At 70.9% G+C, this 17,532-nt stretch carries 20 protein-coding genes; 15 read left to right on the top strand and 5 right to left on the bottom strand.

Features of this window, described 5'->3' with window-relative positions:
- Positions 1-12: 12 nt before the first annotated feature.
- Entirely contained in the window at positions 13-1,194 is a 1,182-nt protein-coding gene (locus Q0747_RS07570; protein ID WP_298253225.1) for a pyridoxal phosphate-dependent aminotransferase, read from the bottom strand.
- A gap of 95 nt (positions 1,195-1,289) precedes the next feature.
- Here Q0747_RS07570 and truB point away from each other — a divergent pair, with 95 nt between their 5' ends.
- The 8 genes from truB (at position 1,290) to Q0747_RS07530 (ending at position 9,287) form a co-directional block, all read left to right on the top strand.
- Positions 1,290-2,186, top strand: coding sequence for a tRNA pseudouridine(55) synthase TruB (gene truB, locus Q0747_RS07565; protein WP_298253223.1), 897 nt, complete (start codon positions 1,290-1,292; stop codon positions 2,184-2,186).
- A gap of 2 nt (positions 2,187-2,188) precedes the next feature.
- Positions 2,189-2,557 (top strand): hypothetical protein, encoded by a 369-nt coding sequence (locus tag Q0747_RS07560; protein ID WP_298253221.1) that lies wholly within the window; start codon positions 2,189-2,191, stop codon positions 2,555-2,557.
- Positions 2,558-2,604: 47 nt separating this feature from the next.
- Positions 2,605-3,024 carry a hypothetical protein gene (locus tag Q0747_RS07555; protein WP_298253747.1) on the top strand — a complete coding sequence of 140 codons (420 nt, stop codon included), beginning with the start codon at positions 2,605-2,607 and terminating at the stop codon, positions 3,022-3,024.
- Positions 3,025-3,061: 37 nt separating this feature from the next.
- Positions 3,062-3,739 (top strand): DUF4345 domain-containing protein, encoded by a 678-nt coding sequence (locus Q0747_RS07550; RefSeq protein ID WP_298253219.1) that lies wholly within the window; start codon positions 3,062-3,064, stop codon positions 3,737-3,739.
- Between the two features lie 159 nt (positions 3,740-3,898).
- Complete coding sequence (locus Q0747_RS07545) at positions 3,899-4,918, top strand: bifunctional riboflavin kinase/FAD synthetase (RefSeq protein WP_298253217.1); 1,020 nt, start codon at positions 3,899-3,901, stop codon at positions 4,916-4,918.
- Positions 4,919-5,021: 103 nt separating this feature from the next.
- A complete protein-coding gene (gene rpsO / locus Q0747_RS07540; protein ID WP_136452925.1) occupies positions 5,022-5,291 on the top strand; it encodes a 30S ribosomal protein S15 in 270 nt (89 codons plus the stop codon).
- Positions 5,292-5,548: 257 nt separating this feature from the next.
- Positions 5,549-7,801 carry a polyribonucleotide nucleotidyltransferase gene (locus Q0747_RS07535; RefSeq protein ID WP_298253212.1) on the top strand — a complete coding sequence of 751 codons (2,253 nt, stop codon included), beginning with the start codon at positions 5,549-5,551 and terminating at the stop codon, positions 7,799-7,801.
- Between the two features lie 109 nt (positions 7,802-7,910).
- Positions 7,911-9,287, top strand: a complete 1,377-nt coding sequence (locus tag Q0747_RS07530) for a pitrilysin family protein (protein WP_298253211.1) — start codon at positions 7,911-7,913, stop codon at positions 9,285-9,287.
- Between the two features lie 9 nt (positions 9,288-9,296).
- On the opposite strand, the gene Q0747_RS07525 is transcribed toward Q0747_RS07530, so the two are convergent.
- The 4 genes from Q0747_RS07525 to moaA all read right to left on the bottom strand — a co-directional run bounded on the left by Q0747_RS07525 (position 9,297) and on the right by moaA (position 11,746).
- Positions 9,297-9,941 (bottom strand): maleylpyruvate isomerase family mycothiol-dependent enzyme, encoded by a 645-nt coding sequence (locus tag Q0747_RS07525; RefSeq protein WP_298253209.1) that lies wholly within the window; start codon positions 9,939-9,941, stop codon positions 9,297-9,299.
- Between the two features lie 103 nt (positions 9,942-10,044).
- Complete coding sequence (locus Q0747_RS07520; protein WP_298253207.1) at positions 10,045-10,368, bottom strand: DUF503 domain-containing protein; 324 nt, start codon at positions 10,366-10,368, stop codon at positions 10,045-10,047.
- Between the two features lie 54 nt (positions 10,369-10,422).
- Positions 10,423-10,674 (bottom strand): MoaD/ThiS family protein, encoded by a 252-nt coding sequence (locus Q0747_RS07515; RefSeq protein ID WP_298253745.1) that lies wholly within the window; start codon positions 10,672-10,674, stop codon positions 10,423-10,425.
- Between the two features lies 1 nt (position 10,675).
- Entirely contained in the window at positions 10,676-11,746 is a 1,071-nt protein-coding gene (moaA, locus tag Q0747_RS07510; protein ID WP_298253205.1) for a GTP 3',8-cyclase MoaA, read from the bottom strand.
- 172 nt (positions 11,747-11,918) lie between these two features.
- Here moaA and Q0747_RS07505 point away from each other — a divergent pair, with 172 nt between their 5' ends.
- From Q0747_RS07505 to Q0747_RS07475, 7 genes are read left to right on the top strand one after another with little or no spacing between them, the layout of a single operon-like run.
- A complete protein-coding gene (locus Q0747_RS07505; protein ID WP_298253743.1) occupies positions 11,919-13,466 on the top strand; it encodes a molybdopterin-dependent oxidoreductase in 1,548 nt (515 codons plus the stop codon).
- Positions 13,467-13,524: 58 nt separating this feature from the next.
- Positions 13,525-14,814, top strand: coding sequence for a gephyrin-like molybdotransferase Glp (glp, locus tag Q0747_RS07500; protein ID WP_298253203.1), 1,290 nt, complete (start codon positions 13,525-13,527; stop codon positions 14,812-14,814).
- A gap of 48 nt (positions 14,815-14,862) precedes the next feature.
- Positions 14,863-15,351 (top strand): cyclic pyranopterin monophosphate synthase MoaC, encoded by a 489-nt coding sequence (gene moaC / locus Q0747_RS07495; protein ID WP_298253200.1) that lies wholly within the window; start codon positions 14,863-14,865, stop codon positions 15,349-15,351.
- Positions 15,348-15,833: a molybdenum cofactor biosynthesis protein B gene (locus tag Q0747_RS07490; protein WP_298253198.1), complete on the top strand. Its 486-nt coding sequence runs from the start codon at positions 15,348-15,350 to the stop codon at positions 15,831-15,833. The genes moaC and Q0747_RS07490 overlap by 4 nt, the downstream gene beginning before the upstream one ends.
- Positions 15,820-16,251, top strand: coding sequence for a molybdenum cofactor biosynthesis protein MoaE (locus Q0747_RS07485; RefSeq protein ID WP_298253196.1), 432 nt, complete (start codon positions 15,820-15,822; stop codon positions 16,249-16,251). Before Q0747_RS07490 ends, Q0747_RS07485 begins: the two co-directional genes overlap by 14 nt.
- 9 nt (positions 16,252-16,260) lie before the next feature.
- Positions 16,261-17,031 carry a 4-hydroxy-tetrahydrodipicolinate reductase gene (dapB, locus tag Q0747_RS07480; protein WP_298253194.1) on the top strand — a complete coding sequence of 257 codons (771 nt, stop codon included), beginning with the start codon at positions 16,261-16,263 and terminating at the stop codon, positions 17,029-17,031.
- The gene (locus tag Q0747_RS07475) at positions 17,028-17,513 is read left to right on the top strand and encodes a hypothetical protein (RefSeq protein WP_298253192.1); all 486 of its coding nucleotides are present in this window, start codon (positions 17,028-17,030) and stop codon (positions 17,511-17,513) included. Before dapB ends, Q0747_RS07475 begins: the two co-directional genes overlap by 4 nt.
- Positions 17,514-17,532 lie beyond the last annotated feature (19 nt).

The raw sequence follows: 17,532 nt of genomic DNA, 5'->3' as shown, positions 1-17,532 counted from the left end.
TCCCCGTGCTTCTCAGGACCGCTGGGGGGTCCCCGGCAGCCGCGAGAGTCCCTCGACGAGATCCTCGGTCCTGCCGCAGAGCGCGATCCTGACCCACCCCTCGCCCATCGCGCCGAAGGCGGTCCCCGGGGCGAGGGCGACGCCGCGCTCGGCGAGGAAGGACCCGGTCCAGGTCCGCACGTCCCCGCCCGTGGCATGCGAGAGATCGGCCCACAGGTAGAAGGCCCCCTTCGCGTCGAGGTAGGCGATCCCGAGGCCGTCGAGCACCGCCGTCGCGGCGTCACGGTTGCGGCGGTAGTGCGCCAGGGCTTCCGAGACATAGTCCTGGGGTCCGCGCAGGGCGGCCAGACCCGCGTACTGCGACGCCGCCGAGACGCACGAGACCGTCGCCTCCATGATGTTGGCGAGCAGGGTCTCCATGCCGGGCGGCGTGATGAGGGCGCCGATCCGCAGCCCCGTCAGACCGTAGGTCTTGGAGAGCGTCAGCGACGTGATCACCCGGGCCTCGGCGGCCTCGTCGACGGCCTCGGGACCACCGGCGTCGAACCGTGCGGGGCTCACGTGCGGGACGTCGTAGGTGAAGGCCTCGTAGCACTCGTCGGAGACGACCCAGAGATCGTTCTCGTGCGCGAACCTCACGAGGTCCCGGGTGAGGTCGTGGTCGAAGACCGAACCGAGCGGATTCGACGGCGAATTGAGCATCAGCACCCGGGTGCGGGGTGTGACGAGCTGCTGCAGTTCCTCGATCCGCGGCTGGAAACCGTGCTCCGGGGAGAGCGCGTACGGCACGGGTACACCGTTGAGCAGTCCGACGGTCATGGCGAAGGTGGGATACCCGGGATCCGGGACGAGGACCTCGTCGCCGGCGGCGATGAGGGTGCTCAGCGCCAGGTGCAGGCCCTGCTGCGCGCCGGCGACGACGAAGGCGCGGTGGGGTTCCTCCGCCACTCCCGAGAGCTGCGAGAAGCGGGCGGCGAAGGCGGCCCTGACCTCCGCGATCCCCGCGTTCGGCGTGTAGTTGGTGTCGTCCCGGTCGAGCGCGGCGATACCGGCCTCGAGCACGTGCCGGGCCACGGGGAACGCGGGCTCACCGATGCTGAGCACGATGGAGTCGGGCAGGGCCCAGGCGGCCTGCGTGATCTCGCGGATCTGGTTGACGGGGACATTCACCACGTGGGCTGGAGCGGAGGGCATAGCCGAGATCGTATCGCGCAGGCGCCCGCGCGGACGCCGTCCGGGTGGCACCGGACGGCGCGGGGCCGGCGGTTGCGGACCATATACTGGGAAGCGTGAATTCCGGGCAGGTCCACTCAGGACTGATCATCGTGGACAAGCCCCAGGGCTGGACCAGCCACGACGTGGTGGGCAGGTTGCGTCGGCTCGCCGGCACCCGCAAGGTGGGACACGCGGGGACCCTCGATCCGATGGCCACCGGCGTCCTCGTGATCGGTGTCAATCGTGCCACCCGGCTCCTGACCTTCATCGTCGGCACGTCCAAGACCTACACGGCGACGATCCGGCTCGGCCAGTCCACCCTCACCGACGACGCCGAGGGCGAGGTCACCGGCGGGAGCATCGCCGCGGCCGTGACGGAGCAGGAGATCCATACGGCCGCCGCCGCACTGACCGGCGACATCCAGCAGGTGCCGAGCAGCGTCAGCGCCATCAAGGTCAAGGGGGAGAGATCCTATGCCCGGGTCCGCTCGGGCCAGGACGTGGATCTCCCTGCACGCCCCGTCACGGTGCACCGTTTCGAGATCCACGCGATCCGGCGCGTCGGCAACGGCCGGATGCAGGACGTCGAGGTCACCGTGGAGTGCAGTTCCGGGACCTACGTCCGGGCCCTGGCCCGCGATCTCGGCGAGGCCCTCGGCGTCGGCGGCCACCTGACAGCCCTGCGCCGCACCCGGGTGGGACCCTATGCGATCGACCAGGCACGCACGCTCGACCAGCTGGCGGAGTCCCTCGACCTCCTCCCGCTCGACGACGCCGGGCGCGCCCTGTTCCCCGTCCGGGAACTCACCGACGGGGAGGCCGCCGACGTCTCGCACGGGCGCAGGATCGGCCCGAGCGACGCCCCCGACCCCGTGGCGGCCTACGCACCGGACGGCACGCTCGTGGCGCTGCTGGAGAACCGTGCCGACGCCGCGCGGACCGTGCTCGTCTTCGCGCCCGGCGGAGGGTGAGCGTGGACCCGTTCTTCGTCATCGGCGTCCTGGTCTGCGTGCTGTCCGCCGTCCTCTGCCTCGGCGCCGCGCTGCTGCGCAAGCCCCCCAACGACATCACGATCCTCTCCGTCGCCGCGGTGGAGCTGTTCCTGGTGGCATACGCCGTCGGCGCCGTGATCCGGCAGCTCACCGGCGAGCCCGTGCTCGGGGAGCCCTGGGAGTTCTGGGGCTATCTGCTGACGGCGTTCGTGGTCCCCGTCGCCGCGTTCTGGTGGTCGATCCTCGACAGGACGCGGTGGAGCAACATCGTCCTCGCGGCGGCCGGTCTGACGGTCTTCGTGATGCTCGTCAGGATGGAACAGATATGGGAAGGGGTGGCCGGCCTGTGAGCAGGAGGAGGCACACCGACAGCGCGCACCGGTCCGGCTCCGCGGAGATCGGCCTCGACGAGCGGCCCTCGAGCCGCGCCACGGGCCCCGGACGCCTGCTGATCGCGGTCTACGGGATCTTCGCCCTCGCCACGACGGCGCGGGCGGGTTTCCAGATCGCCACCAAGTTCGCCGAGGCGCCCGTGGCCTATCTCCTCTCCGCCCTCGCGGCCGTCGTCTACGTCGTCGCCACGGTCTCCCTCGCCCGACCGGGTGCGCGCGCCTACGCCGTGTCCCTGATTGCCGTGACCCTCGAGCTCGTGGGCGTCCTCACCGTGGGCGCCCTGAGCATCTTCGACGCGCAGGCGTTCCCCAGCGACACGGTGTGGTCCGCCTTCGGCCGGGGGTACGGCTTCGTGCCCCTGGTCCTGCCCGTTCTGGGGCTGCTGTGGCTGCGTCGTACCCGGCCGCGGCGCGTGAGAGTATGACGCTGGAACCCCATCCGTCCGGCCCCTTTGGAGCGACATGACGAGCACGAGCCCCGAGAACCACGATCCCTCCCCGGCCGGTCGCCCGGCGGCCACGGGATCCGGCAGCGGAGCCGGCCGCAGCGCAGGGAGCGCGACACCCGGCAGCGCGACACCCGGCACCCCACCGGCCACCGGCAGGAAGGCGGGCAAGGACACGGGACGGAGCGCCGGCACCGACCGGAAGCAGGCGGGGGTGGACGCCACCGGCACCCCCGGCGACCGCAGGACCGGCAAGGTCGGGTCCAAGGACCGGGGGAGCGACTGGAGTGTCTTCCGCACCGTCGTGATCCTCGTCGGGCTCGTCCTCGCAGGCTTCGGCGCGTACTACCTGATCCTCGGTTCGGCGGGTCTGCCCGACACCGGGACCGGCGTGGTGAACCCCACGCTCGAGAGCCAGTTCCGCTTCTTCTCGGCGATGATGATCGGCGTCGGTGCGGCGTTCATCACCATCGCGGTGAAGTTCCAGTGGGCCAACATGCTGTGGCTCGTCTGCCTCATGGTGTTCATCGGTGGTATCGGCCGGGTGCTGTCCTGGGCCTTCTCGGGCACCCCGAACTACATCATGATCATCCTGATGGTCGTGGAACTGGCCTTCCCGCCCGCCCTCCTGGTGTGGCACAAGTTCATCGCCAAGACCAGCGAGCTCCGCCGCGAGTTCGACGAGCGCGCCTGAGCATCGCCCCGTCGATGACTCCCCGGTCGTAGCCCCCGGTGGTGGCCCGCGGGCACCGCTCGCGCGGGTTGCACCGGTGACCGCGACGTGGTGCCTTTCCGCCATAATGGGAGCGGCGACCGCGCGGAAGGCGTCGTCGACCGATCCTGAAGGAGCTGTGTGTACTACTGGAGAGATCTGGGCGAGGTGCCCGAGGACTTCGGGCCGTCCGTCCTGACCCTCGGTAACTTCGACGGCGTGCACCGCGGGCACCAGCAGGTGCTGCAGCAGGTCCTCGATGCGGCACGCGAGCGCTCCGCCGCCTCCGTCGTGGTCTCCTTCGACCCGCACCCGGCCCAGGTGCACCGCCCCGAGTCCGCGCCGGAGCTGATCATGGGGCTCGAGGACCGCGTGGAGCTGCTCGCCGAGGCCGGGATCGACGCCCTGCTCATGATGCACTACACGCTCGAGTTGGCGGCGAACTCGCCGGAGGACTTCGTGGAGCAGGTCTTCGTCCGCGCGCTGGGGGCCAAGGCCGTGGTGGTGGGCCACGACGTCCGCTTCGGGCGGGGGAACAGCGGGGACCTCGACACGATGCGCGAGCTCGGCGCGAAGCTCGGGTTCGAGGTCATCGCGATCGAGGACTTCGGGGCGAGCTACCCGCTGCACTCCACGGAGGCCGACGGGGACCGGCGCTGCTCGTCCACCTGGGTGCGGGAGGCCCTGGAGGACGGCGACGTCGAGACCGCCGGTCGGGTCCTCGGCCGCGAGCACCGCATGCGCGGTGAGGTGGTGCACGGTGCGGCGCGGGGCCGCGAGCTCGGCTATCCGACGGCGAATCTCGCCCCCTCCTCGCAGGGTTTCATCCCGGCGGACGGCATCTACGCGGGATGGCTCATCGACGAATCCGGGGTCCGCTGGCCGGCAGCCATCTCCGTCGGCTCCAATCCCACCTTCGAGGGCGTCTCACGCCAGGTCGAGGCCCATGTCATCAACCGCCCGCCCGAGCGCGTCCAGGACTTCGATCTGTACGGGCAGTCCGTCGTCGTCGAGTTCCTGCACCGGCTGCGCGGCCAGGTGGCCTACCGGGGACCCGAGGCACTGATCGAGCAGATGAAGCTCGACGTGGGCCAGGCCCGCGCGCTGCTCTCCACGGGGCCCCGCACCCTGCTTTCGACAGAACAGCGAGCCGAAGGCTAAACTGAGGGTTGATCCGGCTGCAGTCCGTGGTGGCTGGATCTTTTCGTGCACGCACACAGGCGCTGCACGGTTCATGCTCACGGTACAACCCCAGGAGTTACTCGTGGCCCTTGACGCCGCCATCAAGCAGGACATCATCAAGCAGTACGCCCTCGCCGAAGGCGACACCGGATCGCCCGAGGTACAGATCGCCATGCTGTCCCGCCGCATCCTCGACCTGACCGAGCATCTGAAGATGCACAAGCACGACCACCACACGCGTCGTGGCCTGCTGCTCCTGGTCGGGCGCCGTCGTCGTCTGCTGGACTACCTGCGCGACACCGACATCACGCGCTACCGTACGCTCATCGAGCGCCTCGGCCTGCGCCGCTAGCTGACACCCGAAGGCGGCGTCCCCGACGGGGAGCCGCCTTCTGTCACGCATCGAAGGACCTGCCCGAGCAGGTCCGTACCGCACAACAGGAGCCAGCCGGCACCGCGCATCCGCGGTCCTCGGTAGTGGTCCCCGGAGCCCCGCAGAGGGAGCTCCGTGGATCTCCATCGAAGACCAGGTGCAGTGGTGGGTCCATGAGGGGCCCGTCACGACGGGTGCCGATTGCCTCCGCTACCGCAGAAACGGAGGTGACTCTCATGGAGGGTCCCGAAATCCAGTTCGCCGAAGCAGTGATCGACAACGGTCGCTTCGGAACACGCACCATCCGCTTCGAAGCAGGGCGTCTCGCCCAGCAGGCCGCCGGCTCCGCCATGGTCTACATCGACGAGGACACAGCGCTGCTCTCCGCCACCACGGCCGGCAAGCACCCGCGCGAGGGCTTCGACTTCTTCCCGCTGACGGTCGACGTCGAGGAGCGCATGTACGCCGCAGGGCGCATCCCTGGCTCGTTCTTCCGCCGCGAGGGCCGTCCCTCCACGGAGGCCATCCTGGCCTGCCGCCTCATGGACCGCCCGCTGCGCCCCGCCTTCGTGAAGGGGCTGCGCAACGAGGTCCAGGTCGTGGTGACCATCCTCGCCATCAACCCCGACGTGCGCTACGACGTCGTCGCCATCAACGCGGCGTCCATGTCCACGCAGCTCTCCGGTCTGCCCTTCTCCGGGCCCATCGGCGGCGTCCGCGTGGCCCTCGTCTCCGACGGCAGCGGCAACGATCAGTGGATCGCCTTCCCGAAGCACTCCGAGCTCGAGAACTCCGTGTTCGACATGGTGGTGGCCGGACGCGTCACCGGGGACGACGTCGCCATCATGATGGTCGAGGCCGAGGCCACCGACAACTCCTGGAACCTCATCAAGGAGAACGGCGCCACCGCTCCCACCGAGGAGATCGTGGCGGACGGCCTCGAGGCGGCCAAGCCCTTCATCCGCGCACTGTGTGATGCGCAGTCGGATCTGGCGGGACGCGCAGCCAAGCCCACGGTCGAGTTCCCCGTGTTCCTCGACTACCAGGACGACGTCTACGCGGCGGTCGAGTCCGCCGGCTCCGACAAGCTCACCCAGGTCTTCCAGATCGCCGACAAGCAGGAGCGCGAGAGTGCCTCCGACGCGCTGAAGGCCGAGCTCCTGGAGAGCCTCGGCGGCCAGTTCGAGGGACGCGAGAAGGAACTGTCAGCAGCTTTCCGCTCGCTCACCAAGGCCGTGGTCCGCCACCGCATCCTCAAGGACCAGGTCCGGATCGACGGGCGCGGCCTGAGCGACATCCGCCAGCTCACGGCCGAGGTCGAGGTGCTGCCCCGCGTCCACGGGTCGGCGATCTTCGAGCGCGGCGAGACCCAGATCATGGGTGTCACCACGCTGAACATGCTCAAGATGGAGCAGCAGATCGACTCGCTGTCGCCCGTCACGCGCAAGCGCTACATGCACAACTACAACTTCCCGCCCTACTCCACCGGTGAGACCGGCCGCGTCGGTTCGCCGAAGCGCCGTGAGATCGGCCACGGAGCACTGGCCGAGCGCGCCCTCGTGCCCGTCCTGCCGACGCGCGAGGAGTTCCCCTACGCGATCCGCCAGGTGTCCGAGGCGCTGAGCTCCAACGGCTCCACCTCGATGGGCTCGGTCTGCGCCTCGACGCTGTCGCTGCTCAACGCCGGCGTGCCGCTCCGCGCGCCCGTTGCGGGCATCGCGATGGGCCTCGTGTCCGACGTCGTGGACGGCCAGACACGCTACGCGGCGCTGACGGACATCCTCGGTGCCGAGGACGCCTTCGGCGACATGGACTTCAAGGTCGCCGGGACGTCCGAGTTCGTCACGGCCATCCAGCTGGACACCAAGCTCGACGGCATTCCCGCCTCGGTGCTCGCAGCGGCGCTGAAGCAGGCCCGTGAGGCCCGTCTGCACATCCTCGGCGTCCTGCAGGCCGCGATCGACACCCCGGACGAGCTCTCCGAGTTCGCGCCGAGGATCATCTCGGTGCGCATCCCCGTGGACAAGATCGGCGAGGTCATCGGCCCGAAGGGCAAGATGATCAACCAGATCCAGGAGGACACCGGAGCGGACATCTCCATCGAGGACGACGGCACCGTGCTGATCGGCGCGACGAACGGCGAGTCGGCAGAAGCCGCGCGCGCCGCCGTCAACGCGATCGCCAACCCGCAGGTCCCCGAGATCGGTGAGCGCTACCTGGGCACGGTCGTCAAGACCACGACCTTCGGCGCCTTCGTCTCCCTGACCCCGGGCAAGGACGGCCTGCTGCACATCTCCGAGCTGCGCAAGCTGGCCGGTGGCAAGCGGGTCGACAACGTGGACGAGGTCGTCTCCGTGGGCCAGAAGGTCCAGGTGGAGATCACCAAGGTCGACGACCGCGGAAAGCTCTCCCTCTCGCCCGTCGTGGCGGACGTGGACGACGACGAGGCCGGCACCGAGCTGCCCGAAGCCGTCGGCGCGGAGAGCTGAGCGCAGCCCCACCGCTCCTGCCGAGCACTGGACGGCCCCGGCGCGCACCGGTCCCTCGGGATCGCGCCGGGGCCGTCCGCCTTTTCCCGAACCGTCAAGAAAGAGCGGCATGTCCCTGTCCTCGGTCGTCTCCCTGCCCCTGCAACCCACGCCACGCCCGAGCGGTGACGGCAGCGACCCCACGTTCGTCGCCGGTGACCCGAGCGGCAACGTGGTGCGGCGCAGCGTCCTGCCCGGGGGCGTGAGGGTGCTCACCGAGGCCATGCCCGGCCAGCGCTCGGCCACCATCGGATTCTGGGTGGGGGTGGGCTCGCGCGACGAGGCCGAGGGGGAGCACGGCTCCACCCACTTCCTCGAGCACCTGCTGTTCAAGGGCACGTCGCGGCGCAGCGCCATGGACATCGCGTCCGCCTTCGACGAGGTGGGGGGAGAGTCCAACGCGGCCACCGCGAAGGAGAACACCTGCTACTACGCCCGGGTACTGGACACCGATCTGCCGATGGCCATCGACGTCATCGCTGACATGGTCACCTCGGCCGTGCTCGACCCCGAGGAACTCGAGCAGGAGCGCGACGTCATCCTCGAGGAGATCGCGATGGACAGCGACGACCCCGCGGACGTTGCGCACGAGAAGTTCGTGGAGCTCGTCCTGGGCGACCACAGTCTCGGCCGGCCGATCGGGGGCACCCCCGAGGCCATCCAGGCCGTGCCCCGGGAGGCCGTGCTGGCGCACTACCGGCGCTACTACAAGCCCGGGGAACTGGTCGTCACGGCCGCGGGCGGCCTGGACCACGACGTGGTCTGCCGGCTGGTACAGGGCGCCCTCGAGAGCGCGGGGTGGGCGCTCGAGGACGGTGCCGTGCCCGTCCGGCGTCGGCCCGCGCAACCGGTCGCGGTCCACGGCGTACCCGGCACGCACGTGATCCGCAGGGCCGTGGAGCAGTCGAACATCCTCGTCGGGTGCCCGTCACTGACCGCGACGGACGAGCGCCGATTCGCGATGAGCGTGCTCAACGCCGTCCTCGGTGGGGGGATGTCCTCACGACTGTTCCAGGAGATCCGGGAGAAGCGCGGCCTGGTCTACGCCACCTATTCGTTCTCGGCCGCCTACGCCGACACGGGCTACTTCGGCATGTACGCCGGGTGCTCGCCTGCTAAGACCGGTCAGGTGATCGAGCTGCTGGGCAGCGAGCTGGACCGCCTGGCAGCGGACGGCATCGACGCGGAGGAGCTGCGCAAGGCCGTGGGCCAGCTCTCCGGAGGTCTCGTCATGGCGCTCGAGGACAGTAGTTCGCGGATGTCGCGTCTGGGGCGGTCGGAGCTCGTCTCCGGCGAATTCGCCGACATGGACGTCTCCCTGGAGCGCATCCGCGCGGTCACGGCGGAGGACGTGCAGTCTCTCGCGCGTGAGCTCGCAGCGGCGCCCAGGACCACCGTCGTCGTCGGACCGTTCGATTCGGCCGAGGACTTCGCCGACGACGCCTAGGGGTGCACGTCAGGAGCCGTGCCTGCGCAGGAGCCCGAGGACTCCGGGCCCGGCGATCTCGCCGGTCCCGACCGGTCTGCCCGATGCGGCGAGGAGAAGAGCGATAGCGGGGCCGCGCACCTCGGATCCGTCGCCGTGGTCGAAGGCGGTATCGGTCGCGATCAAATGATACCCGTGTGCAAGTTCCCTGCCACCGCCGATCCTGACGCTCGTTCTCAGCTGATAGGCGAGCGCAGCCGCGACGAGGCCGGGTGGGTATGGGCGAGCGATGCCGAGGGGTCGTCGGATGTCCTCACCATGCACGAAGGCTTCCACCAGTCTCGTGGCCAGGGCCGCCGGGGGCGTGGTGGTGTGGCGGCGGACTGCCCTGAAGGCGTCCAGCGTGTCGGCCGGGCGCGATGCCCTCGCACGGAGGATCCCATCGGCATTGGCCCGGTCGAAGTCGAATCGCGCCGCCACCATCCCACGCAGGAAACCCCATCGGGTGGTCCTGGCCGAATCGACGAGGTGCGCGAGGACATCGTGGACGTCCCAGCCGGGGCACAGCGAGGACGTCTTCCACTGAGCCACGTCGAGGACCGCGAGGTCGTCGATCAGGGCCTGGTGTTCGGCGTGGACCGCGGCCCAGATCTCGGCTTTCGACGCAGGTGTCATAGTGCTTTGTACCGCAACCGGGGCCCGCCTGTCGCCGGGGAGGGGCGGAGGGCCTGGCCCAGATCCGGCCGGAGCAGTCCTCGCCGAGTCAGTCCTGGCCGAATCAGACCTGGCTGTGTCGGTCCTCGCTCTGTCGGTCCTCGCTGTGGAGGACGCGCGGCCGGGCACTGAGCAGCTCCAGTTCGGGACGCGCTGCGACATGGCGCTCCACACGGTCCAGGACGTCCACCACGTGCTGCCGGTCCGATCCGACCAGACCCGCTCCGACGACGGCCCGGCGGTGCAGCTCCTGATGGCCCACCTCGGCGACCGAGATGTCGAACGTCCGGCGCAGATCCGACACCAGCGGACGAACCACCGACCGCTTGCCCTTCAGCGAGTGGACGTCACCGAGCAGGAGGTCGAACTCCACGAAGCCGATCCACACATCGGTCTCCCTTCTCGCTCAGCAGCACGGCCCTGAGGTACGGGCTCGGGCCGGCTATCCTCCGGCGAAGGGCGGGAGGATGTCGAGGACGTCGTCGGCCTGCAGCACGGTCGCATTGTCCCGCAGGGCCACCTCGTTGAGCAGGAAGCTGCTCCGGTCCAGGACCTTGCCCAGCGGCGGTAGCCCTGCGACGGCCGTCCTGCTCCGCAGGTCGTCGAGCACGGCCCCCAGCTCGCGACCGGCGGGAACGCGTTCCTCGTCGACCCCGGAGGCGGCACGGGCCGCCCCGAAATACCTCACCAGCACCTCAGCCACCGATGGCACTCATCGATCGGTCGGGCTGCACGAAGTCGGCCGCTCCGAGGCCGGTGTGATCCATGCCGTGGGCCTTCGGCTTCAGCCACATCGCGTCGCGCCAGCGCTGCGCCACGGCGTCGTCGCCCGCCTCCGACCGCAGCAGGTCCCGCAGGTCCGTCTCCTCCCGGGAGAACAGGCAGCTCATGATCTTGCCCTCCGCCGTGACGCGCGTGCGACGGCAGTCGGCGCAGAAGGGCTCCGTGACCGAGGCGATGATGCCCACCGTGCCGAGGACGACGTCGGGCGCCTCCTTCGAGCGGACCTCCCAGCGCTCGGCGGGGGCGCCGTCACGGGTGCGGGGGTCCGGGGTGAGGACGAAGCGGGTCTCGACCAGGGCGCGCATCTCGGCGGCCGTCACCATGCCCTCCTTCGTCCAGCCGTGATCGGCGTCGAGGGGCATCTGCTCGATGAAGCGCAGCTCGAAGCCGCGCGCCACGGCCCACTCCACGAGATCGGGTGCCTCGTGATCGTTGATGCCGCGCATGAGGACGGCGTTGATCTTGACCAGTCCCAGTCCGGCCGCGGCCGCCGCCTCGATGCCCTTCAGCACCCGGTCCAGGAAGGGGCGCCGGGTGAGCTGGGCGAAGGTCTCTGGGTGCAGCGAGTCCATGGACACGTTGATCCGCGTGAGCCCCGCCTCCTTCAGCTGCACGGCACGGCGGTCCAGCCCCAGCGCGTTCGTGGTCATGGAGATGGGCAGCTCGGGATGGTTGCCACGGATGTCGCGGATGATGTCCAGCAGGTCCGCGCGGACGAGCGGTTCGCCACCGGTGAGCCTCAGCTCCCGGATGCCCAGCTCGTCGACGCCGATGCGGACCAGGCGCACGATCTCCTCACGGGACAGCACGGCGTCCTTCTGCAGCCAGTTCAGGCCCTCGGCGGGCATGCAGTAGGTGCAGCGGAGATTGCATTTGTCGGTGAGGGACAGGCGCATGTCGGTGGCCTGTCGGCCGTGGGTGTCCAGCAGGCCCGTCGTGGCGGATCGGCCGGCAACACTCGGCATTCCCAGGTGTGTTCCCATGCATCGAGCCTACGCCCTCGGGCCCGGGGAGGGCGCACCAGGCTGCGGCGGAGGAGCCTGTGGGACGGACCACGGAACGCCCTGCCCCCGGCGCTCGTGTAAGGCTCGGGTCGTTCTCCGCGAGCTGCGACGACGGGTCGTGGCCGGGGGTGCGGCCGGGAAGGCGCGGATGATGCGGACCACCACCTGGGCAGCCGCCTCCGGCGCTCTCGCCGTCGCGCTGGGCGTGATCGGGGGAGAGCTGGCCGCGGCCGCGCTGAGTCCGTCGGTGTCACCCGTGAGTGCCGTGGGGTCCTTCGTGATCGACGTGCTGCCCCCCGGGGTGAAGGACTGGGCCATCGCCTGGTTCGGGACGGCGGACAAGACCGTGTTCCTTCTCACCATCGGCGTGCTGATCTGTGTGCTGGCCCTCGCCGCGGGCGTGCTCGAACACCGGCGGTCCCTCGCCGGGAGTGCGGTGATCCTGGCCTTCGGTGTGCTCGGGGCCCTCGCCGTCGCATCCCGGCCCCAGGCCTCGCTCGTGTCCTTCGTTGCACCTGTCACCGCCGCCCTCGTAGCGATCCTCGTGCTCCGCGCACTCGTCCGGTCCCTGCACGCGTGGACCGGTGGCCCCCGGAGCGGCCAGATGGGCGCGGCCCCCGCACGACGGCGCTTCCTCCAGGGTGCCGGAGGTGCCGCCGTCGTGGCCTTGGCCACGGGTGCCGCGGCCACGGTGGTGCGCTCCGGCCAGTCGACGGTGACCCGGCAGCGCTCCGCGATCACCCTCCCGGCGCCGGTCGGCTCCACACCGCCGGCGGAGGGCTCCTTCGTGCCCGACGGCGCCGCCCTCGACGTCGAGGGCATCAGCCGGCTCGTGACACCCAACGACGACTTCTACCGCATCGACACCGCCCTCGTGGTGCCCGTGGTCGACGCCGCCGGGTGGTCGCTGAGGGTCACCGGCCTCGTGGACCGCGAGGTGGAGCTCACCTTCGACGACCTGCTCGCGCTGCCGCTGATCGAACGCCACGTCACCCTCGCGTGCGTCTCCAACCCCGTGGGCGGGGATCTCACGGGCACAGCACGATGGCTGGGCTGGCCGGTCAGGGAACTCCTCGCCCGGGCCGGTGTCCGACCGGGCGCCGACATGGTCCTCTCGCGCAGCGTGGACGGCTTCACCGCCGGCACACCGCTCGATGCGCTGACCGACGACCGCGACGCCCTGCTGGCCGTCGGCATGAACGGCGAACCACTGCCGGTGGAGCACGGCTTCCCCGTCCGCCTGGTGGTCCCCGGGCTCTACGGCTTCGTCTCCGCGACCAAGTGGGTCACCGGGCTGGAGGTCACGCGCTTCGCCGACGCCTCCGCGTACTGGTCCACGCGCGGCTGGTCGACGCGCGGACCGGTGAAGACGTCCTCGCGCATCGACGTGCCCCGGTCCGGGCGACAGGTCCCGGCGGGCGACGTCGTGGTGGCCGGCGTCGCCTGGGCCCAGCACACCGGGATCGGGCGCGTCGAGGTGAGGGTGGACGACGGCCCCTGGCACGAGGCGTCCCTCGCCGCGCCCGTCTCCGCGGACACCTGGGTGCAGTACAGGGCCACGCTGCCACTGCAGGCAGGCTCCCACACGGTGCAGTCGCGGGCGACCGACCGGGACGGTGGCGTCCAGTCGGCCGCCGACGTCGCGCCCGCGCCCAACGGGTCCGAGGGCCTGCACACGGTATCGTTCACGGTGACCTAGACCCCCGCGACCGGCGTCCTGCAGGACGGCGTCCGCAGACCCCGCAGGAGAGGCAGTGATGAGAAGGACAGTCGTGGAACACCGTGCCGCCATCGCCGGGCTCCTCCGGTGGAGCAGCGGGTACCGCGACGACGCGCCGGAGGTCCTCCCGCTCGGAGGAGCGCTCGGGCGCGCACTCGCCGAGGACGTCCGGGCGCCGGTGAGCCTGCCGCCCTTCGACAACTCGCAGATGGACGGCTACGCCGTGCGTGCGGAGGATCTCGCGGAGCCCGCCACGCTGACCGTGATGGATGCCATCGCCGCGGGATCCGGACCCTCACGCCTCGAGGCCGGAACCGCGGCCCCGATCATGACCGGGGCCATGCTGCCGGACGGGGCCGCCGCCGTCGTCCCGATCGAGCGCGCCGTCCCCGCGCAGTTCCACTCCGCGGCAGAGCTGGCCGACGGGCAGGCGCAGGTGCAGCTCCCCGGAGGCATCCCGGACGGGCAGTACGTGCGGCGCGCGGGCAGCGACATCGCGGCGGGGGAGATCGCGCTGGAGGCCGGGACACTCCTCGGACCTTCGCAGCTGGGACTGCTCGCGGCCTGCGGGGTGGACGCCGTCCCCGTGCGCCCGCGGTTCCGCGTGCTGCTGCTGTCCACCGGCGACGAGGTCGCCGAACCGGGCGTGGCGCTCCTCCCTGGCCGGATCTACGACGCCAACAGTACACTGCTCGAGTCGGCGCTGGTGGAAGCCGGCGCCGACGTCACGCGCCACCGGCTGCTCGGCGACGACCCCGCCGTCCTGCGGGACGCCTTCGCGGCCATCACCGCGGGCAGCACCCACCTGGTGCTGAGCACCGGAGGCATCAGCCAGGGTGCGTACGAGGTGGTCAAGCAGGCGCTGGCCGACAGCAGCGTGGAATTCTCCTCCGTCGCCATGCAGCCCGGCGGCCCCCAGGCCCACGGCACCATCTCGGGCATCCCCTTCCTCGGCTTCCCCGGCAACCCGGTCAGTGCCATCGTCTCCTTCGAGATGTTCCTCCGCCCCGCCCTGCACCAGGTGACCGGTCTCCCCGCGCCGCGGCCCGTCCTGGAAGCGGTCCTCGTGGAGGACGTCCGCAGCCCGGAGGCCAAGCACCAGCTGCGGCGAGGCCTCTACCGCGACGGCAGGGTGGCCCTGGTCGGTGGCCCCGACTCGCACCTGCTCCACGCGCTCTCCAGGTCGAACTGCCTCGTGCACCTGCCCGAGGGCGTCTCCGCCGTGCGGGAGGGGGAGCGGGTGGAGATCACCCTGATCGGCCCCGTGCCGGGTGATCCCTTCGCCGTGGTCGACGTCCTCGTCACCGAGAGCGCGGGCACGCGCTGAGCGCCGCGCGAACGTCATCGATCGACCAGGACTGCAGAGAAGGATGCCATGAGTGAATCCCCACCCTCCGTCGAGGGGTTGTCCCATGTCCGCGCCGACGGCACGGCCCACATGGTGGATGTCTCCGGGAAGCAGGCGACCACCCGGGAGGCCGTCGCCGAGGCGACGCTCGAGACCACCGCCGAGGTCGTCGCGCTCATAGCCGACGGGCAGCTGCCCAAGGGCGATGCCCTCGCCGTGGCCCGGGTGGCCGGCATCATGGCGGCCAAGCAGACCTCCACGCTGATCCCGCTGTGCCACCCGCTGCCGCTGTCCAGGGTCACCGTGGACTTCGAACCCGGCGGTGGCAGCATCCGCGTGGTCGCGCTGGTCAAGACCACGGCGCTGACCGGTGTGGAGATGGAAGCGCTGACGGCCGCCTCGGTGGCCGCACTGACGCTTTACGACATGATCAAGGCGGTGGACAAGCGTGCCGTGATCACCGGCACGCGGGTCGTCGCGAAGTCCGGCGGCAAGAGCGGGGACTGGGCCGTATGACACCCCTTCGACCCGCAGCCGTGGTCATCGCGTCCACCCGCGCGGCCGCCGGCACCTATCAGGACGAGTGCGGCCCGCTCATCGCGGCCTGGCTCTACGAGCATGACTTCGCCGTCGGCACCGCCGTCGTGGTTCCCGACGGCGACGCCGTGGGCACCGCGATCGGCGCCGCACTCGAGGACCGTCCCGCCGTGCTGATCACCAGCGGGGGTACCGGCCTCAGTCCCGACGACACGACCCCGGAGCAGACCTCGCCGTACCTGACGCGCAGCCTGCCCGGGGTCATGGAGGCCGTCCGCGGAGCCGGAGCCGGGAAGGTCCCCACCGCCGTCCTCAGCCGAGGCCTGGCCGGCAGCGCGGGGTCCACGTTCGTCATCAATCTGCCCGGCTCCCCGGGTGGAGTGCGCGACGGGCTCGCCGTGCTCTCACCCCTCATCGACCACATCTGCTCCCAGCTGGAGGGCCACAATGACCACCGGTGAAGTCGTCCACGCCGCCGTCGCCGCCACGGCGATCACCCCCGAGGAGGCGCACGCCGGCGTCGACTCCCCGCACTGCGGCGCCATCGTGGGCTTCAGCGGCGTGGTCCGGGACCACGACGGCGGCCGCGGCGTGACGTCGCTCAGCTACTCCGCGCACCCGAGCGCCGAACGGGTCATCCGCGAGGTGGCCGAGGAGATCGCGAGCAGGCACGACGGGATCCGGATCTGGGTGGCCCACCGGGTGGGACCGCTGGCCATCGGGGACCAGGCGCTGGTCGCCGCGGTCGGGGCGGCCCACCGCGGGGAGGCCTTCAGGGCCTGCTCCGATCTCGTGGACCTGGTCAAGGAGCGCGTGCCCGTCTGGAAGGAGCAGTTCTTCACGGACGGCACCGTCGAATGGGTGGGTATCGGACAGTAGGCTGGAGGCATGACCGAACTGATGCCCGTCGGCGTGCTGGGTGCACGCGGGCGCATGGGCACCGCCGCCGTCTCCGCGATCCGGGAGGCACCCGGACTGGAACTCGTCGCGGCGCTCGGCAGCAGTGACCCGCTCGACTCGCTGGTGGCCGCAGGAGCCCGTGTGGTCGTGGATCTGACGGTCCCGGACGCCACCTACGACAACGTGGTGTTCGCCGTCCGGCACGGGATGCACGCCGTCGTGGGGACCACCGGATGGACGCCGGAGCGGCTGGAGCAGCTCTCCGCGGTCCTCGCCGAAGCGCCCGGCACCGGGGTGCTCATCGCCCCGAACTTCGCCCTCGGCTCCGTGCTCGCCACGGCCTTCGCGGCGACGGCGGCGCGGTACTTCGAGTCCGTGGAGATTGTGGAGCTGCACCACCCCGACAAGATCGACGCACCCTCCGGCACGGCGGCACGCACTGCACGGCTCGTCGCCGCGGCACGCAGCGCAGCCGGGGTGCCCGAGGCGTCCGACGCCACCCGGGACGGGATCGACGGAGCACGCGGGGCCACGATCGACGGCGTCCCGGTGCACTCCGTGCGGCTGCGCGGACTCACGGCGCACCAGGAGGTGCTGCTCGGCAGTCCCGGCGAGCTGCTCACGCTCCGCCACGATTCCTTCGACCACGCCTCCTTCATGCCCGGCGTGCTGCTCGGTGTCCGCTCCGTGGCGGAGCATCCCGGGCTCACGGTGGGGCTCGACGGCTACCTGGACCTGCAGACCGGCGGTGCCACGTGAGACTCCTGGAGTTCTACCGGGAGCACAGCGTGAAGCTCGGTGTGCTGCTCGTGACCGCGCTGCTCGTCTTCTGGCTCGTCATCGCCTTCCAGCGCAGCTTCCTGCTGCTCGGCGATCCGGAGCCCGTCGCGAAGGCGCTCGGTGCGGGCTATCTGCTGCTGCCCTGCATCGGCGCCTGGGCCATGATCCGTGAACTGCTGTTCGGCGCCCGGACGCAGCGCATGGCGCGGCAGCTCGAGAGCGAGGGCGGCCTGCCCGTCGACGACCTGCCGAGGACGCCGGCCGGGCGGATCGTCCGCTCCGCCGCTGATGCGGCGTTCCCCGCGTACCAGGCGGAGGTCGAGGCCGACCCCGAGAGCTGGCGCGGCCGTTTCCGGCTCTCGTGCGCCTACGACGTCGCGGGGGACCGCAAGCGTGCCCGGCAGGCCATGCGCGACGCCGCTCGGCTGTACCGGGAGCACGGGGCGGGATCCGCGGCCTGAGCCCGCCGCGCGACCGGCA

It is taken from the genome of uncultured Arthrobacter sp., from assembly GCF_947493765.1.
Lineage (GTDB): Bacteria > Actinomycetota > Actinomycetes > Actinomycetales > Micrococcaceae > Arthrobacter_D.
Note: the sequence above shows the minus strand (reverse complement) of the source record. Positions and strands in the feature narration are given on the sequence as shown.